A 16,259-nucleotide genomic window follows, 5' to 3' on the forward strand; every position below is an offset into this window, starting at 1 on the left:
CGGTGCGCTGTGACGTGCCGCGTATGACCGACGCACTGGGGCTTCAGGAGGCGGCCGAGCGCAGCGACGCCGTCATCGACCGCATCGGATCGGCGGCCGTCGTCGACCGCGAGGTGCTGGAGACGACCCTCACTGCCGTCCTCGCCAGGGGCCACGTCCTGCTGGAGGACGTGCCCGGCACTGGCAAGACCGTGACTGCCCGCCTGCTCGCGGAGGCGCTCGGGCTGGAGTTCGCCCGCATCCAGTTCACGCCCGACCTGTTGCCCTCCGACATCACCGGCTCGAACGTCTACAACGAACACGAGGGCCGCTTCGAGTTCGCGGCGGGACCGGTCTTCACCAACGTAGTGCTGGCCGACGAGATCAACCGCGCGCCGCCCAAGACCCAGGCCGCCCTGCTGGAGACCATGGAGGAGCGCCAGGTCAGCGTCGACGGCGAGACCCACCAGTTGCCCGACCCCTTCGTCGTCGTCGCCACCCAGAACCCCATCGAACAGGAGGGGACCTTCCGCCTGCCCGAGGCCCAGCGCGACCGCTTCAGCGTCAAGACCTCCATCGGGTACAACGACCTCGAAGGCGAGATGGAGTTGCTGGCCCGCCGGGCCGACCGGCGCACGCTGGCCCCGAACGTCGATCCGGCGGCCGACGCCGCGACCGTCCGCGCGATGCGCGAGACCGCCGAGGACGTCCGCGTCGACGAGGACGTGCGCCGGTACATCGTACAACTGGCCCGGGCCACCCGCGACGACGACCGCGCCGCCGTCGGTGTCTCACCCCGGGGCATCCAGCGCACGTTCGAGGCAGCCCGCGCCCGCGCCGTCCTCTCCGGGCGCGACTACGTGACGCCCGACGACGTGAAACGGATCGCCGAACCCGCGATGGCCCACCGGATCGTCCTCACGACCGACGCCGGCGTTGAGGGCGTCGACGCCCGCGAGATCGTCCGCGACGCGATGGCGGCAGTCGACGTGCCCGGCGTGGCTCCCGATGCGGACACGACGGACGGGTCCGCCGCTGCGACGGCCACCGACCGCCCTCGGACGAGCAACAGCGAACCCGGGGCCGGTGACGACACCATCGGCCGTCCGAACGAGGACGAGGCTGGCGACTTCGGCACGGACGAGGACCTCGACACTGACGGCGAGGGTGCGTTCGGCCCGGACGACGATTCGCGCTAATCGCGTGGCTCACAGTTCCACGGCCGCGGAAAACCCCTCTCGTTCCGAGGGTAGGCCGCAACCACCGGACGGTCAGACGCCCGGCGGCCCGCCCTCACCGATCCGGATCTCGTGGGCCTCCACGTCCTCGACGGCGGCGACCTGGCCGCCGACCTCGACGGGGCCATCGTCGGTCTCGACGACCAGCGTCGCGGTCTGGCGGCCGGCACCGAACGCGGCCTGATCGACAGAGCCCTCGACCTCCCGGTGGTCGCCGGTCAGCACGTCCCGGCCCTCGATGGCGGCGTAGAAGTCTCCCTCGGCGTGTCGGAGGTCGGAGATACACCGTCGAATCGTCGCGTACCGGCGCGGGAACGGCCGGTCGTCGACGCCCTCGGTGACCGTCTCGGCGGTCGTCCAGAGGACGGTGTTGAGAAAGCCAGAGACCAGAAAGCCCAGTTCCGAGCGGTTGAAGATGACGCCGTAGCGGTCCCGGCCCCCCTGCAGGGCGTCCTGGGTGGCGTAGATGGAGTAGTCACCGTCGGCGACGGCGACGACCGGGGTGGTGATACCCCGGCGCGCGCGGACCGTCGTCGCCACGTCGAGGTAGTCGAACTCGTCGGCGTCGGGGACGTCGGCGGCCGGGGACAGCAGGAGTTCGATGGCGACGCCGGCCTCGTGCTGGGCGCGCAGGTCGTCGGCGAACCGGTCCAGCAGTTCGGGATCGAGCGAGAGGACGAGTTCGTACTCGGCGGCGTCGATGATCTCTTCGAGATAGCGCAGAATCGTCGAGCGTGACTTGATCAGCGAGACGGCCTCGGTGTCGCGGGCGGGGGCGGTGTACCGCCGGGAGAGGCCGTCGACGAGGTCGTCGAGCGAGGCCTGGAAGTCCGCGAAGGCCTCCTCCGGGTCGATGGCGAGGACGCGCATCGGGCGGGATTCCTGGAGTTCGACGAGGCCCAGATCGGCCAGGTCGCGCACGGTGTCGTACACCCGTGGCTGTGGGATCTCCGTCCGGTCTGCAATCTCGGAGGCCGTCAACTGGCCGTGCTCAAGGATCGTGAGGTACGCCGCCGACTCGTACTCGCCGAAGTCGAACCGCTGAGCGACCCGCTCCAGCGTCGCGTGCAGATCCTCCTCGCTCATTGTCCCCTCACAGGCCGACGACTCAAATCAGTGTGTCCCTTCACTCGTCGTTGCCCACGCGGATGACCTGCACCAGCGAGTACACGGGGACACCCTCGATGTCCGAGACGCCCTGCTTGTCGACGAGGACGACGCAGGCCACCGGTTCGCCGCCCTGGTCGCGGATGGCCTGCACCGTCTCGGTCATCGTCGTGCCGCTGGTGATGGTGTCGTCGACGACGTAGCAGTCCCGGTCGCGGATCTGGGCGAAGTTCCGGGAGAACGTGCCGCCGAGCTCGTCCATGTCGTCGTCGTCCCACTGGTGTTTCCGGGGTGCGTAGGTCCCCAGGTCCGTATCGAGTTCGCGGGCGACCGTCGTCGCCAGCGGCGCGCCCGCCTTCTCGATCCCGATGGTGAGGTCGACTGCCTCGCCCTGTTTCGAGAGGAGGTCGGCCATCGCCGAGCCGACGTGGCCCAGTCGGTTCGAGTCGCGACCGATGGCGTTCCAGTCGACGTGGATGTCCTCGGGGCCGCCGCCGGTCGGTTCCTGCGTGCCCTTGGTCTGTGGGCCGTCGCTGCGCTCGACCAGCCAGCTCGCGGTCTCGCGGGAGACGTTCAGCTCGTCGGCGATTTCGCCCTTCGAGAGGCCCCGCTCGGCCAGCTCCGCCGCGCTGGTCATGAGGTCGTCGATGTTCTTCATACCAACGTGGTTGACCGCCGCCGGTAATGTCCTTTTCCCGTCTCCGACCTGCCGCCCGCTGCCCCGAGTCTTTTGTCCGTCGCCGGCCCAGAGTGGACATGGAGCGTTACGATCAGCTGTATCGGCTGTTCGACGAGTTCGACACCGGGCAGTTGCGGGCCTACCAGGACTTCGTCGACCTGTTCCCGCCCGTGGACTCGCGGGTGGCCCTGGAACACTGGCAGAACGCCAGCGAGGAACTCGCCGACGGCAAAGACGAGATCCGCGAGGCCTTCCCCGCGACCGGCGAGACCCTCGCCGACATCGCCGCGACCGCGACCCGCGAACAGGCCTTCACGGCGCTTGACCTGCTCACCAAGTACGACCGCGCGGTCAACGCCCTCGTGCTGGACGTGGACGAGACCCTCCGGTCGGCCGGGCGGACCGACAACGAGATCCCCCGGGACACCCTGCACCTCCTGACCGAGTTCCACGAGACCGGCATGCCAATCGTCGTCTGTACCGGCCAGACCCTGGAGAACGTCAAGGGCTTCCTGATCCAGGGGCTGGGCAACGAACTCGTCCACTCCGGGGACGTGAGCGTCGTCTACGAGGCCGGCACCGGCGTGTTCACGCCCGGCCACGGCGGCGACACCAAGCAACTGCTCTACGAGGACCTCGACCCGGAGATTCAGGCGGTCTTCGACGCCGTTCGCTCGCGGGTCCTCTCGGCCGCCCCCGAGGACCTCCGGCGAGGCTGTCACCTCCAGGGCAACGAGTTCAACGTCACGCTGAAACCCAACTTCGAGACGGGGAGTCCCCGCGCTCGCGAGGTGATCGACGACGCGCTGATCTACATGCTCGATCTGCTCGGTGACGCAGTCCTGGAGGAGGTTGCCGAGGACGCCGAGAACGCCGGTGCCTGGGCACGGGCCTACTACGCCGCCCAGGACCCCGAGATCCGCACGGTGCTGGAACAGGCGGGGGCGACGGTCGACACCGACCCCGAGGCCGTGCCGGAGGCCGTCGCTGCCGTGTTCGACCGAATCGACGTGGCCTACTACGAGGCCGACGCCGCCGAGATCGGCAGTCTCGAACTCAACAAGGTCGCCGGCGTCGAGGCCGCCGTCGACGTGCTGGGGATCGACGACCCCTTCTGCGTCGTCATGGGCGACTCGAAGAGCGATCTTCGAGTGATGGAGTGGGTCGCCGAGAACGAGTACGGCCTCGCGGCCGCGCCCGAACACGCCTCCCGGGACGTGCTGGAGCACGTGATGAACACCGACGAACTCGTCTTCGATCCCGGCGACGCGACCGACGTGCTGGCGACGATCTACGCGCTGAACCGGCTGGCGCGGCTGGAGTCCTGACTGCCGTAATACTTTAACGGTAATACTGGTTAGGTACTACCATGACGCGGGTCACCGAGAAGGGACAGGTCACGATTCCGAAGTCGATCCGGGAAGAACTCGGAATCAGACCGGGCGACGAAATCACTTTCGTCGAAACCGAGGAGGGCTACGTCGTGCGGAAGGACGTCGACGAGTCCCGCTTCGAGAAGTGGCGGGGTGTGGCAGACACGGACGACACCGTCACCGACCGCATGGACGAACTTCGAGAGACGCGATGACGACCGTCGTAGATACGAGTGCTCTGCTTGCACTCCTCTATCCCGACGATGCGCACAACCAGCGAGCGAAACGCGCTCTCGTGGCGGCCGACGAAGCCGGGAAAATCACGATCAATCCGATCGTGTACGCCGAACTCGCCGCCGACGACACGTTCGAGGACCGAGATGGGCTCGAGTACTTCCTCGACGATACCGGTATCGCGGTCGAACCCATTACCCGCGACACCGCGGCACGCGCTGGCGAGTGTTTTCAGACGTACGTGTCCCGTCGAGGTGAGAAACTACAGTGTTCGACCTGCGGACGCGAGACAACCTTCGAGTGTCCCGACTGCGAGTCGTCGATCACCGCACGCCAGCACGTCGCAGCGGACTTCCTGATCGGCGCACACGCCGAAACCGCCGGTACCCTGCTCACTTTCGACGGCGGTTTCTTCCGGGATTACTTCGACGTCGAGATGCTGCAGATAGAAGAGTAGGCGAATCAGGCCGAGCCGCTCACTTTCTCGTGTTCGGAGGTCAGGTGAAACTCCAGACTATCGCCGGGCTGGAGGGCCGTGTCAGCGGTGACCGATTCGTGCCCCGTGTCGGGGTTTCGGACGGCGATCACGTCGGAGCGCAGGCGATTCCCGTCGAGCATGCCGCTGGCGACCTGGGAGCCGTACTCGGCCGCGAGCCGGTCGATCACGTCCCGTACCGTATCGCCCTCGCGCACACCGATGTGTGCCTCCTGGGCCCCAACCCGTGCCGCGAGCGAACGGCTGATGTCGATGTCGCACATGGATACTCACCCATACTGGCTCCAGCGTCAAAAAGTTAACTCACACTCGAAAAAGAGAATTGGCGTGGTGGCGTCGGGTGCGGGAAAGGGCTTACCCGCCCGGGCGTGGAGGTCGACACGATGGCAGATTCGACCGCCGGGAGCGACGATCCGCTCTCCCTGCACGGTGTGGTGCCGCCGACCGTCACGGCCTTCGACGACGAGGAGTCGGTCGATCTCGACGCGACCGCGGCCCACGCCCGCTTCGTCGTCGAAGCGGGCTGTCACGGCGTCTTCCCGCTCGGAACCAACGGCGAGTTCGCGCTCCTGACGCCCGCGGAACGCCGCCGGGTCGTCGAGACCGTCGTGGACGTGATCGAGTCCGTCCCCGTGGTCCCCGGCGTCGGCGCGCCGAGCACGCGACAAACGGTCGCCAACGCCGAACACGCGGCCGACGCCGGTGCCGACGGCGTCATCGTCGTCACGCCGTACTACTACCCACTGGACCACGAGGCGGCCGTGGATCACTACCGCCGGGTCGCGGCGGCCGTGGACGTACCGGTGTACGTCTACCACATCCCCTCCCGGACCGGGAACGAACTCTCGCTGGCCGCGCTCGACGAAATCGCCGCCATCGACGGGGTCGCGGGGCTGAAGGATTCGAGCAAGGACGTGCCCTGGCTCGCACAGGCCATCGACCGCCACCCCGAGTTGAGTTTCCTGGCGGGGTCTGACTCGCTGCTGTTCCCCGGGCTGGAAGTCGGCTGTGCCGGGCTGGTCAGCGCCGTCGCCAACGCCTTCCCCGAACTCGTCGTCGACCTCTACGCGGCCTACGCCGACGGCGACGAGGCCCGCGCTCGCGAGTTGCAGAGCCGAGTCTACGAGGTCCGGGACGCGATGCAACGCGGCCCGTACATGGCCGGAGTCAAGACCGCGCTCTCACTGCGCGACCTCGACTTCGACGTGGGGCCGCTTCGCCGCCCACTCCGGCGGATGGACGACGACGACCGCGTTGCCCTGCGGGCGGACCTCGACGACCTCGGACTGCTGGGAGAGCCCAAACGTTGATGCTGTTGCCGGGGCGAGTCGGTGACATGTTGCGGTCACTCAGCCGCCTCGTCGGCCTGCCCGCGGTCGCCGTCCTGCTGGTGGCCGGAATCGCGATCATGATCTTGGCTGCGATCCAGAACAGCCAGACAGCACAGGTCTTCGCCGGTTTCGTCGCCGTGCTGGTGGTCGCCGCCAGCCTCGTCATGCTGTTCGCCGTCTACCTCAAGCGACTCAACGCCGACATCGACTCCGACCGCCACGAACTCCGCCGGGAACTCGACGAGATGGTCGAGGACGACGACGCCGAGTGACCGCACTCGCGCCCCCGTGTTTTAGGGCTCGCGCGTGAAATGGGCGCCATGGGCATCGACTACGAACGGCTTCGCGACCCCAACGCCGAGTACACGATGCGGGACCTCTCGGCGGAGTCCATGGGCGTCCGGGCGAAACGCGGCGGCGGCCGCGACGTGGCGATTACGGACGTGCAGACGACGATGGTCGACGGCAACTTCCCGTGGACGCTCGTCCGCGTGTATACCGACGCGGGAATCGTCGGCACCGGCGAAGCCTACTGGGGCGCGGGTGTCCCCGAGTTGATCGCGCGGATGAAACCGTTCCTCGTCGGCGAGAACCCCCTCGACGTCGACCGCCTCTACGAACACCTCGTCCAGAAGACCTCCGGTGAGGGATCGGTCGAAGGTGTCACCGTCACCGCCATCGCCGGGATCGAGGTCGCGCTCCACGACCTCGCGGGGAAGATCCTTGACCTGCCCGCCTACCAGCTCCTGGGCGGGAAGTACCGCGACTCGGTGCGTGTCTACTGTGACTGTCACACCGAAGCAGAGGCAGACCCCGAGGCCTGCGCCGACGAGGCCGAACGCGTCGTCGACGAGTTGGGCTACGACGCGCTGAAGTTCGATCTGGACGTGCCCAGTGGCCTCGAAAAGGACCGCGCCAACCGTCACCTCCGGCCCGGCGAGATCCGGCACAAGGCCGAGATCGTCGAGCGGGTCACCGAGCGCGTCCGGGACCGGGCGGACGTGGCCTTCGACTGTCACTGGACGTTCTCGGGCAACTCCGCCGAACGGCTGGCCGCCGCCATCGAGGAGTACGACGTGTGGTGGCTCGAAGACCCCGTCCCGCCGGAGAATCTCGACGTGCAAGAGCGCGTGACGCGCTCGACGACGACCCCGATCACCGTCGGCGAGAACCGGTATCGCGTGACCGAACTCCGTCGGCTGATCGAACGCGGGGCCGTCGACATCGTGGCCCCGGACATGCCCAAGGTCGGCGGGATGCGCGAGACCCGGAAGATCGCCGACGTGGCGAACCAGCACTACGTCCCCGTGGCGATGCACAACGTCTCCTCGCCGGTGGCGACGGTCGCCGCTGCCCACGTGGGCACGTCGATCCCGAACGCGCTGGCAGTCGAGTTCCACTCCTACGAACTGGGCTGGTGGGACGAACTGGTCGAGGAATCGGTCATCGAAGACGGCCGGATCGAGGTCCCCGAAGAGCCGGGGCTCGGGATCACGCTCGACATGGACGCCGTGGCCGAGCACGTGGTCGACGGTGAAGAACTGTTCGATGCGGCGTAGTCAGAGTTCGACCCGCTCGCCGCCCTCGCCGGCCTCGTAGATGGCCTCGATGGCCCGCATGTCGGTCAACCCGTGTGCGCCGTCGGCTTCGGGATCGCGACCGGTGAGCACGCAGTCCGCGAAGTAGTCGAACTCCTCGCGCATCTCGTCGACCTGCTCGAAGTCCACGTCGACGGTCGTTCTACCCCGCGTGATGGTCACCTGCCGGGGTTCGCTGGGGAAGAAGGCCGGGTCGATCCGGACGCGGCCCTCGGTACCGATCACTTCGATGTGACTCGACTGTGTGGCGTGCTGGCTGGCCGTGCAGGTCGCGAACACCCCCGCTGGAAATTCGAGGCTGAACGCGGCCCGCTCGTCCGGTACGTCGGCGAACGCTTCCCCGGAGGAGTCCATCGACGCCTGCACCGCAACGGGATCGGATTCCAGCAGGAAGCGGGCGGTGTTGAGCGGGTAGAGACCGATGTCGGTGACGGAGGCTCCGGGACCGGCCAGGTCGGGGTCCAGCCGCCACTGGTCGGGGTTCGGGTGCATCTCCATGAGGCGCTGGGACATGTGGCCGTGGACGGCGACGGGATCGCCGAGCAGTCCCGCCCGGAGGAGGTCCCTGACCCGCCGCACGGCGGGTTCGGTGTGCATCCGGTAGGCGACCATCAGTGTGATCTCGGCGCGGTCGGCGGCCGCGACCATCCGTTCGGCCCGCTCGACGCCTGCTTCCATCGGCTTCTCACAGAGGACGGCCTTCCCGAACTCCGCGGCGGACTCGACGTATTCGAGGTGGGTGGCGTTGGGCGTGGCGACGTAGACGGCGTCGTAGGCGTCGGTCGCCGCGCCGTCGTGGAACGCGTCGGCCGAGAGCCCGCGTTCGATCCCGTCGAACTCGGCCGCGACCTCGCGGGCCTTCTCGCGGGTCCGGCTGACGGCGACGGTCGTCTCACACAGTTGTGAGTCCGCGATGGCGGGGATCGCCTCCTCGCGGGTCCACCAGCCCAGTCCGACCACGGCGACGCGGAGCGGGCCGGCGTCGTCGGCCGCGACCTGCCAGTCCCGCGCCGTGAACTCGTCGAGGACGGTGGCGAGATCCATATCTCCGATTTGCCCCCGCACGCGAAAAGGCGTGTGGGTCGACCGGTCGACAGGTCGCCGCGACGGGTCCACGCCCCATGCTGTTATCAGCACTGATACCCTCGTGCGTACAGTTAAACCGGAGTGCGACGAGGTCCCTCTATGTCAAACGGCATCCCTGTTCTCGCGGGGTTGCTCGTTATCTCCGGTGCGCTCTCGACGGCGGTCGCGGCGCTGCTCTGGAACGAGCGTCCCAAGTCGGGAACGACCCCGCTGCTGTTCGTCGAGGTCAGTCTGGCGCTATGGGCGTTCGGCCAGGTGCTGGTCGTCGTCGGTGGACCGGTGAGCGAGGCCGCCGGGGCCGCCCTCTCGCTGTTCGCCATGTCGTTCATCGGGCCGGCGCTGTTCCTCTTTGCCTGCCAGTACACGGGTCACACGGGTGCTGTGTCCACGCGACTCGTCGCGGGACTGGCCATCGTCCCGCTCGCCGTCTTCGCCGTCGGCGTCCTGAGCGTCGCCGGGGCCGCCGGACTCGGGCCCGTCCGTCTCGGGTACGCCAGCCAGCCGACGCTCGCGGCCGGGTACGGCCCGGTGTTCTGGGGCGTCGTCGCTTACACCTACACGCTGTTGTTCGTCGGCGACTACTACCTGTTCGGGAAGTTCGTCGGCTCGCGGAACGTCTACCGGAAGCGGACGTTCTTCTTTCTGGCCTACAGCCTCCTGCTGACAGCCTGTCACGCGCTGAGTAGTGTCGGACTGAGCCCGACGCCGCACTACACGCTAGCGCCGCTGGCGAATCTCGTGTTCGGCTCGCTCTCCCTGCTGGTGTTCGTGGGCTACCGATCCTACGGGTTCCTCCCGCTCAAGCCGATTCTCGAACTGTTCGGCTCCCAGTCCAAGAGCCTCGCGCCGGTCGCCCGGACCGCCATGATCGAGGAGATGGGCGGGGGGATGCTCGTGACGGACCACCGCAACCGCGTCGTCGACATCAACCCGATGGGGCGGAAGATCCTCGGTGATCCCGATGCCCGCGTCGTCGGCCGTCCACTCAAGGAAGTCCTCCCACCGGATATCTTCGTCGACGAGGACGACACGCGACTGCTCGATTCGGGCGTCGCCGGGAACTTCTCCGGCGTCTGGGTCCGGACGCCGACCGGCGAGCAACGCTGTTTCGACGTGCTGATCACCGAACTCGACGGCGAGGGCGCGACCGGGCGCGTCTCGCTGATCCACGACGTGACCGAGCGCGAACGCCGCAAACAGACTCTCGAAGAGCGAACTGCCGAACTCAGACGCCAGAACGAGCAACTCGAGGATTTCGCCGGAATCGTCTCCCACGACCTCCGGAACCCGCTGAACGTCGCCGACGGGGCCATCGAACTGGCCCGGCGAAACGAACAGTTCGAGTACCTCGACCGCGCGGAGAACGCCCACGAGCGGATGGAGACGATCATCGAAGACGTGCTGACGCTGGCCCGGCAGGGTCAGACCGTCGACGAGACCGAGCGCGTCTCGCTCTGTGGCATCGCCGAAGCGGCCTGGGCAAACGTCGAGACCGGTGCGGCGACCCTGACCTGCCGCGACGACGCCGAGTTCGAGGCCGACCGGAACCGCCTCCTGCAACTGTTCGAGAACCTGTTCCGAAACAGTGTGGAACACGGCTCCACGCACCCCGACTCGCGAGGGGACGCGACCGACGCCGACGACGGGGTGACGGTGACAGTCGGCATGATCGACGACGAACCGGACGCGGACGACCGGTCCGCGGCCGGCCCCCGCGGATTCTACGTGGCCGACGACGGCCCCGGAATCCCCGAAGACCAGCGCGATGCCGTCCTGGAGCAGGGATACACCACCAGCGAAAACGGAACTGGACTCGGCCTGTCTATCGTCAGTACGATCGTCGACGCTCACGGCTGGGAAATCGACGTGGCCGAAAGTGTCGACGGCGGGGCGGAGTTCCGGATCACCGGGCTCGTCGGCGGGGAACCCGCACTGGAGGACGAACCGGTTCCCTGACTCACTCGACGTGCCGGACGACGGTGTGGCGACACTGCTCGTGGGGGACGAGGTCGTCGGCCCGCTCGGGCGTGCCCGAGGGATGCTCGGCGGCGGCCTCGCGGATGATCGACCGCAACTCGCCGAGACTGACCGGTCCGCGCTCGTCGATGGCGGCCCGAACGTCCGCACAGACCGGCGAGTCGTCCTGTCCGACCGAGTCGATCCAGCGGAACCGGACCTCTTCGCCGGCCTGCTCGGTGAACGTCCGGACCCGGGCCAGGTTCCGGATCGACGCCACCTCCGTGTCGACGATGGTCCGGGCGCGGTCGTCGTCCATGTCGAGTTCCCGGGCCACCCGGTCGGCGATCATCGACCGGGCGTACCCCTCCTCGCGAGCCAATTCCGCGGCCAGGATCTCGGCGATCTGGCGGGCGTCCTCGCCCGAGAGCCCGTAGTGTTCCAGCATCGACCCGGCCCGGCGCTCCACGTCGACGGTGAGTTCGAGCTGTCCGTCGTCACCGTCGTCGGCAGTGCTGGCCGCGCTCCCCTCGTCGCCGAGCAACCCGGTGACCCAGCTACGCAAACCCATGTTCTCCGCTATTCTGCGTCTCCGATATAAAGTTCCGGCGCGTTTCACGTCGGAAGCTGTGCGGGGCCAGTCGAGCGCCCGACCGAACAGCCGCCAATCGTGATCAACCCTCGACCAGCGCGGCTTCCAGAACCTCCAGCGGGTGGCGGATCTCGTAGCCCGACCCGTGTTCCATCTGCATCGCACAGGTCGGACACTCCGTCATGCCCGTCTGCCCCTCGGCCTCCTCCATCTCCTCGAACATCTCCTCGCCGATGGCCATCGATTTCTCGTACTTCTCGGCCTTCCAGCCGTAGGTCCCCGAGATGCCCGAACAGGAGTCGCCCACGTCCTCGACCCCGACGCCGTCCAGGTCCCGGAACAACTCGACGGCCTGCCGGTCCAGCCCCTGGTTCCGGGCGTGACACGGTGCGTGGTAGGCCAGGTCCTCGCCGTCCCCGTCGATCTCGGCGTCGCCGAGTGCCCCACGGAGGTCCTCGTGAATCCGCAGGTACTCCAGAGCCTCGTAGGTGTGGGCGGCCACGTCGGCAGTGCCCTCGATGGTAAAGAGCTCGGGGTACTCCTGGCGGAGCGCCATCGAACAGGAGGTGCAGGAACAGATCACGTCGTAGCCCTCGTCGATCAACTCCGAGAAGGACGAGATATTGGTCTCTGCGTCCCGGCGGGCGTCGTCGAGCATCCCGTTGGCGAACATGGGCGTCCCCGAACAGCCCTGCTCGGGGACGACGATCTCGTAGCCGAAGTGTTCGAAAGTCCGGACCATCGCCTTGGCCACTTCCGGGGTGTTGTAGTTGGCGTAACAGCCGTGGAAGTACGCGACGCGTTTGTCTTCACTCTGGACCTGCGCGCCACCTCGCTCCGCCCACCACTCCCTGAACGTCTGCGTGGCGAAGGCAGGGAACTCGCGTTCGGCAGTGAGGCCGAACAGTTTCTCGCCGAGTTTGCGGAGTGGCCCGTTGTTCGCGAGGGTGTTTGTCAGGCGCGGGAATTTGCTCCCGAGCCACGCCCCTTTGCGGTAGTTGGCGAGGATGCGGTTGCGCCAGTACTCGACGGAGAGCTTGCTCATCCCCTCCTCGACGTACTCGGCGCGGGCCTCGTTGTGCATCTGGCTGAGGGGCACGTCCGAGGGGCAGGCGTCGTCACAGCGCATACAGTTCGAGCAGTCCATGATCGACGGGTCGATGTCGGCGTCGTCCTTGCGCTTGAGCCGCCACTGCTCGGGCCCCTGGAACTTCGGGCCGGGGAACTCGTCGTCGACCTCGGCGACGGGACAGTTCGTGTCGCAGGTCGAGCACTTGTAGCAGTCGTCGGCCCCGGACCGCAGGTCCAGCTCCGACTCGGGGAACACGTCGACAGGCTCGAACTCGTCGTCGGGAATCTCGTCGTTCGGTACACCTGGGTCGTGGGGAGAGTCTGCGTCGCTCACGTGGTCTCACCTGCCAGCCTGCCCGCCAGAGTTCCGGTCGCCAGCGAGACGCCGCTGCCGGATTTCTCGGCCGCGAAGTCGTAGTTGCCCAGTACCGCGCCCGCCGCCCGGAGGTTGTCGAACTCGACCGCGCCCCGAGCACCACGGGGCCGCAACTCACGGTCGGGGTCGACGCCAAACCGGGCGAAGCGGTGGTCGCCGAAGGCGTCGTCGTCGAACCAGTCGTAGCGGTCCGGCGGGTGGGCGACGTGGCAGTCGAAGATGGGCTCCTCGACGCCCGCGCGGTCGGAGTCGATGCCCTTCCCGACCAGTCCGCCGGTCGCCAGCACGAACTGCTCGGCCGCGTAGGGGACCGTCGCACCGTTGCGGTCGACGGTCACGGCCGCGACCCAGTCGCCGTCCGCACCCGCCTCGTAGCCGACCACGGGGTTCCCGGTCTCGATGCGGACGCCTTCGCGGTCCAGCGCGTCGTAGAGCCGCTCTTCCAGTCGAAGGCCGGGGAGGCTCGGCGGCCCCATCGGAACCTCGAAGACGTCGACGCCGAGGTGGGACTCGAGGTCGGCCCGCACTGCCTCCGGGTGGTCGTCGCCCAGCACGGCCGGGAATCCCACCCGCGTCTCGCCATCGAGGTGGGTGGCGACGCGCTGGGCCAGTGCCCGGCGGATGCTCCCGTCCTGACTCTCCTCGCCGCCCTCGTCCCGGTCGAGCAGGTGCGCGAAGCGGGTCACCTTCGGGTCCGCACTCAACTCGACGGGAAACTCGACGGTGGCGCCGCGGGCCCGGAAGGGCGCGCCGGCCGCGTTCAGCCGGTCGGCCGACAGCGGCGCGTCGAATTCCACCAGCCGTTCGAACCCGACCAGCAGGGCGTCGCGCTCGTCGCTGGCCAGCCCCGCGGCCGCGCTGGCGGGATAGCGCGCCGTCGGCTTGACGCGCCCCCCCTGCGTCGGGACCAGCGCGTTGCGTTCCGTGTGGTTGCCCTCGTAGGTATCGTCGGCGAAGTCGTCGAACAACGCCAGTCCGGACCGAACTGCGTCCTCGCCGACGCGCTCGTAGGGGTGGCCCTCTGGGAGGTCGGAAAGCGCCGCGAAGGGGTCGACCAGCGGGCCCTCGCCGTCAGGCGTGTAGCCCAGCACGTCGATCAGGCCGCTAGCGTGCCGGAGCGTAGGCTGTTTGTACGAGACCAGGCGCACGTCCGCGCCGGCCCGGGCGGCCGAGACGGCGGCGGTGATGCCGGCCAGTCCGCCGCCGATCACCAGCACCTCCTGCTCAATCGCCATCGGAGGCACCTCCGTCGAAGGCGGCGAAGTCGACAGCGTGATCGGCGTCCCCGGTCCCCGTCGGATCGAGCGCCCCACCGTCTCGATTCATCGTCGTTGCGTGGAGCGCGTAGCTGAGCATCGCCTGGGAGAGCTGTTCGCCCCACAGCGCGTGGCGCTGGCCCTTCCAGCGCTCCTGATACAGTTCGTCGAGTGCCGCGGTCGCCTGTTCGGCGTCGTACTCGGGGTGCAGTTCCCCCGCCATCGCGTGGGCGCAGAAGCCGCCCTGGCAGTTGCCCATCGACGCACGCGTCCGGATGCGAACTGCGTTGAGGTCCGTCCCCGACCCCTCGATGGCGTCCTGTAGTTCCGCACGGGTGACGCCCTCACACGAACAGATCACGGGGTTCGGGCCCTCGGTGTCGAGCACGTCGGACGCGCGGTCGCCGAGTCGCTGTTTGCTCCGGCGCGCGACCGGCGAGGTCAGCCCGAACTCGCCCATCGCGTCGTCGAGGACACGTTCGTCGCGGCTCCCCGGCAGGGGGACTTCGGCGGTCCGACAGGTGGCCGAGACCCCCAGTCGGTCACAGACGTGATCGCTGATGTCCTCGGCCATCATCCGGTAGGTGGTGAACTTCCCGCCGACGATGGTGGTGAGCCCCGGCAGGCCGTCCCGGTCGGCGTGGTCGAGCAGGAAGAAATCCCGCGTGATGTCCTCCGAGTCGGCCGTGCCGGAGTCCGGCGGTTCGTACAGCGGACGCACGCCCCAGTAGGATCGGATCGTCCGGGCCTCCTGCAGGACCGGGAGGAGCTTCGAGAGCTCCTCGATCATGAGGTCGACCTCCCACTGTTCCTCGGGGTAGTCCTCGGGGTCCGCGACCTCCTCGTCGGTAGTCCCGAGGATGCAGGTGGTCTCGTGCGGGACGACGATGTCGGCGTTGCCCTTCGGCTTGCACCGATTGATTACGGTGTCGACCTGCCGGACGTTCATGACGGTCATCACGCCCTTCGAGGGCCGGACCGCCACGTCGACGCCGGCCATCTTGCCGATCCGGCCGGCCCACGCGCCCGTCGCGTTGATCACGTGGTCGGCCTCGATCCGCTCGGTCGTGCCCGCCGTCTCGTGGGTCCGTTTGCCGGGACCGCTCCCGTGTCGGACCGCCGCCCCGACGACCTCGCCGGCCTCGACGAGCAGGTCGGTCACCTCGGTGTGGGTCTCGATCCGCGCGCCGTGGTTCTGTGCGCTCGCGGCGTTGGCAACGCAGAGCCGGAAGGGATCGACCGCCCCGTCGGGCACCGCGATCGCCCTGTCCACGTCCTCGGCGAGGTAGGGCTCGCGCTCGCGTGCCTCCCGGCCCGAGAGGACCTCGGTCGGAATGTCACACTCCGCACAGCCCCGGAGTTTCCGCTCGAAGTACGCCTCGCTGTCCTCGGGGCGTTTGACGAACAGGCCGCCGGTCTCCTCGACGCAGTGGCTCGCGATGTCTTCGAGGACGTGGGTCTCCTGGATGCACTCCCGGGCGCTGGCCTGGTCGGCCACGGCGTAGCGCCCGCCGCTGTGGAGCAGGCCGTGCATTCGCCCGGTCGTCCCGTGGGTCAGGTTGCCCTGCTCGACGAGCGTCACGTCGACACCGCGCATTGCAAGGTCACGGGCGATACCACAGCCTGTCGACCCACCGCCGATCACCAGAACGCTCGGTGTGTCCGCCATCGCACTGTCGGTCACTTGGGCCGCTCGCACATATTTTTACCGCAGGCTTCCCACCGCCGATAAATCACAGAGAACACCTCTCAAAAACTGAAATCCGGGCGAAACGATTATCGTCTGTTCCGGTGTCCGGCCCGAACACGCATCGATGTACGACCGGACCCGTTGCACGGAGGATCGCCGAGTCCCGTCGCCGCCGGCGAGCGACCGGCGCAGTTCGG

General features: G+C 68.1%; 16 protein-coding genes. 8 read left to right on the top strand and 8 right to left on the bottom strand.

The window, feature by feature from the left end; genetic code table 11:
• The first annotated feature begins 23 nt into the window (after positions 1 to 23).
• On the top strand, positions 24 to 1,178 hold the full coding sequence (locus MU521_RS06390; protein WP_092688775.1) for an AAA family ATPase: 1,155 nt from the start codon (positions 24 to 26) through the stop codon (positions 1,176 to 1,178).
• A gap of 72 nt (positions 1,179 to 1,250) precedes the next feature.
• Here the strand turns inward: MU521_RS06390 and trmB are convergent, their stop codons facing one another.
• Complete coding sequence (trmB, locus tag MU521_RS06395) at positions 1,251 to 2,303, bottom strand: HTH-type sugar sensing transcriptional regulator TrmB (protein ID WP_092688778.1); 1,053 nt, start codon at positions 2,301 to 2,303, stop codon at positions 1,251 to 1,253.
• Positions 2,304 to 2,343: 40 nt separating this feature from the next.
• Complete coding sequence (gene gfcR / locus MU521_RS06400; protein WP_092688781.1) at positions 2,344 to 2,982, bottom strand: transcriptional regulator GfcR; 639 nt, start codon at positions 2,980 to 2,982, stop codon at positions 2,344 to 2,346.
• A 98-nt stretch (positions 2,983 to 3,080) separates the two neighbouring features.
• Here gfcR and MU521_RS06405 point away from each other — a divergent pair, with 98 nt between their 5' ends.
• Genes MU521_RS06405 through MU521_RS06415 form a run of 3 tightly spaced genes read left to right on the top strand, consistent with a single transcriptional unit; the run spans position 3,081 to position 5,067 of the window.
• Positions 3,081 to 4,331, top strand: coding sequence for an HAD family hydrolase (locus MU521_RS06405; RefSeq protein WP_092688784.1), 1,251 nt, complete (start codon positions 3,081 to 3,083; stop codon positions 4,329 to 4,331).
• A 41-nt stretch (positions 4,332 to 4,372) separates the two neighbouring features.
• Positions 4,373 to 4,591 carry an AbrB/MazE/SpoVT family DNA-binding domain-containing protein gene (locus MU521_RS06410; protein ID WP_092688787.1) on the top strand — a complete coding sequence of 73 codons (219 nt, stop codon included), beginning with the start codon at positions 4,373 to 4,375 and terminating at the stop codon, positions 4,589 to 4,591.
• On the top strand, positions 4,588 to 5,067 hold the full coding sequence (locus tag MU521_RS06415; RefSeq protein WP_092688790.1) for a type II toxin-antitoxin system VapC family toxin: 480 nt from the start codon (positions 4,588 to 4,590) through the stop codon (positions 5,065 to 5,067). Before MU521_RS06410 ends, MU521_RS06415 begins: the two co-directional genes overlap by 4 nt.
• A gap of 5 nt (positions 5,068 to 5,072) precedes the next feature.
• Here MU521_RS06415 and MU521_RS06420 read toward each other — a convergent pair whose 3' ends face one another.
• Complete coding sequence (locus tag MU521_RS06420) at positions 5,073 to 5,369, bottom strand: MoaD/ThiS family protein (RefSeq protein ID WP_092688793.1); 297 nt, start codon at positions 5,367 to 5,369, stop codon at positions 5,073 to 5,075.
• A 120-nt stretch (positions 5,370 to 5,489) separates the two neighbouring features.
• Between MU521_RS06420 and MU521_RS06425 the strand changes: the two genes are divergently transcribed.
• The 3 genes from MU521_RS06425 to MU521_RS06435 are packed head-to-tail and all read left to right on the top strand — an operon-like array spanning position 5,490 to position 7,996.
• Positions 5,490 to 6,416, top strand: coding sequence for a dihydrodipicolinate synthase family protein (locus MU521_RS06425; protein ID WP_092689322.1), 927 nt, complete (start codon positions 5,490 to 5,492; stop codon positions 6,414 to 6,416).
• A 26-nt stretch (positions 6,417 to 6,442) separates the two neighbouring features.
• On the top strand, positions 6,443 to 6,709 hold the full coding sequence (locus tag MU521_RS06430; RefSeq protein WP_092688796.1) for a hypothetical protein: 267 nt from the start codon (positions 6,443 to 6,445) through the stop codon (positions 6,707 to 6,709).
• A gap of 48 nt (positions 6,710 to 6,757) precedes the next feature.
• Complete coding sequence (locus MU521_RS06435; RefSeq protein ID WP_092688799.1) at positions 6,758 to 7,996, top strand: mandelate racemase/muconate lactonizing enzyme family protein; 1,239 nt, start codon at positions 6,758 to 6,760, stop codon at positions 7,994 to 7,996.
• Here MU521_RS06435 and gfo6 read toward each other — a convergent pair whose 3' ends face one another.
• Complete coding sequence (gene gfo6 / locus MU521_RS06440) at positions 7,997 to 9,079, bottom strand: D-xylose 1-dehydrogenase Gfo6 (RefSeq protein ID WP_092688802.1); 1,083 nt, start codon at positions 9,077 to 9,079, stop codon at positions 7,997 to 7,999.
• Between the two features lie 141 nt (positions 9,080 to 9,220).
• Between gfo6 and MU521_RS06445 the strand changes: the two genes are divergently transcribed.
• The gene (locus MU521_RS06445; RefSeq protein ID WP_092688805.1) at positions 9,221 to 11,077 is read left to right on the top strand and encodes a histidine kinase N-terminal 7TM domain-containing protein; all 1,857 of its coding nucleotides are present in this window, start codon (positions 9,221 to 9,223) and stop codon (positions 11,075 to 11,077) included.
• 1 nt (position 11,078) lies between these two features.
• On the opposite strand, the gene MU521_RS06450 is transcribed toward MU521_RS06445, so the two are convergent.
• The 4 genes from MU521_RS06450 to glpA all read right to left on the bottom strand — a co-directional run bounded on the left by MU521_RS06450 (position 11,079) and on the right by glpA (position 16,041).
• Positions 11,079 to 11,648, bottom strand: a complete 570-nt coding sequence (locus MU521_RS06450) for a structural protein (protein ID WP_092688808.1) — start codon at positions 11,646 to 11,648, stop codon at positions 11,079 to 11,081.
• A gap of 103 nt (positions 11,649 to 11,751) precedes the next feature.
• Positions 11,752 to 13,074 (bottom strand): anaerobic glycerol-3-phosphate dehydrogenase subunit C, encoded by a 1,323-nt coding sequence (locus MU521_RS06455; RefSeq protein WP_092688811.1) that lies wholly within the window; start codon positions 13,072 to 13,074, stop codon positions 11,752 to 11,754.
• On the bottom strand, positions 13,071 to 14,351 hold the full coding sequence (glpB, locus tag MU521_RS06460; protein ID WP_092688814.1) for a glycerol-3-phosphate dehydrogenase subunit GlpB: 1,281 nt from the start codon (positions 14,349 to 14,351) through the stop codon (positions 13,071 to 13,073). Before glpB ends, MU521_RS06455 begins: the two co-directional genes overlap by 4 nt.
• Complete coding sequence (glpA, locus tag MU521_RS06465) at positions 14,341 to 16,041, bottom strand: anaerobic glycerol-3-phosphate dehydrogenase subunit GlpA (protein ID WP_092689325.1); 1,701 nt, start codon at positions 16,039 to 16,041, stop codon at positions 14,341 to 14,343. Before glpA ends, glpB begins: the two co-directional genes overlap by 11 nt.
• Between the last annotated feature and the right edge of the window lie 218 nt (positions 16,042 to 16,259).

The organism is Halorientalis regularis, from assembly GCF_023698535.1.
In the GTDB taxonomy this organism is placed as follows: domain Archaea; phylum Halobacteriota; class Halobacteria; order Halobacteriales; family Haloarculaceae; genus Halorientalis; species Halorientalis regularis.

Coding starts and splice junctions, on each gene's coding strand:
- MU521_RS06410 (WP_092688787.1), top strand. CDS start 4,373: ATGACGCGGGTCACCGAGAAGGGACAGGTCACGATTCCGAAGTCGATC.
- MU521_RS06430 (WP_092688796.1), top strand. CDS start 6,443: ATGTTGCGGTCACTCAGCCGCCTCGTCGGCCTGCCCGCGGTCGCCGTC.
- gfcR (WP_092688781.1), bottom strand. CDS start 2,982: ATGAAGAACATCGACGACCTCATGACCAGCGCGGCGGAGCTGGCCGAG.
- MU521_RS06420 (WP_092688793.1), bottom strand. CDS start 5,369: ATGTGCGACATCGACATCAGCCGTTCGCTCGCGGCACGGGTTGGGGCC.
- glpB (WP_092688814.1), bottom strand. CDS start 14,351: ATGGCGATTGAGCAGGAGGTGCTGGTGATCGGCGGCGGACTGGCCGGC.
- glpA (WP_092689325.1), bottom strand. CDS start 16,041: ATGGCGGACACACCGAGCGTTCTGGTGATCGGCGGTGGGTCGACAGGC.
- MU521_RS06405 (WP_092688784.1), top strand. CDS start 3,081: ATGGAGCGTTACGATCAGCTGTATCGGCTGTTCGACGAGTTCGACACC.
- MU521_RS06390 (WP_092688775.1), top strand. CDS start 24: ATGACCGACGCACTGGGGCTTCAGGAGGCGGCCGAGCGCAGCGACGCC.
- MU521_RS06415 (WP_092688790.1), top strand. CDS start 4,588: ATGACGACCGTCGTAGATACGAGTGCTCTGCTTGCACTCCTCTATCCC.
- MU521_RS06445 (WP_092688805.1), top strand. CDS start 9,221: ATGTCAAACGGCATCCCTGTTCTCGCGGGGTTGCTCGTTATCTCCGGT.
- MU521_RS06435 (WP_092688799.1), top strand. CDS start 6,758: ATGGGCATCGACTACGAACGGCTTCGCGACCCCAACGCCGAGTACACG.
- MU521_RS06425 (WP_092689322.1), top strand. CDS start 5,490: ATGGCAGATTCGACCGCCGGGAGCGACGATCCGCTCTCCCTGCACGGT.
- gfo6 (WP_092688802.1), bottom strand. CDS start 9,079: ATGGATCTCGCCACCGTCCTCGACGAGTTCACGGCGCGGGACTGGCAG.
- trmB (WP_092688778.1), bottom strand. CDS start 2,303: ATGAGCGAGGAGGATCTGCACGCGACGCTGGAGCGGGTCGCTCAGCGG.
- MU521_RS06450 (WP_092688808.1), bottom strand. CDS start 11,648: ATGGGTTTGCGTAGCTGGGTCACCGGGTTGCTCGGCGACGAGGGGAGC.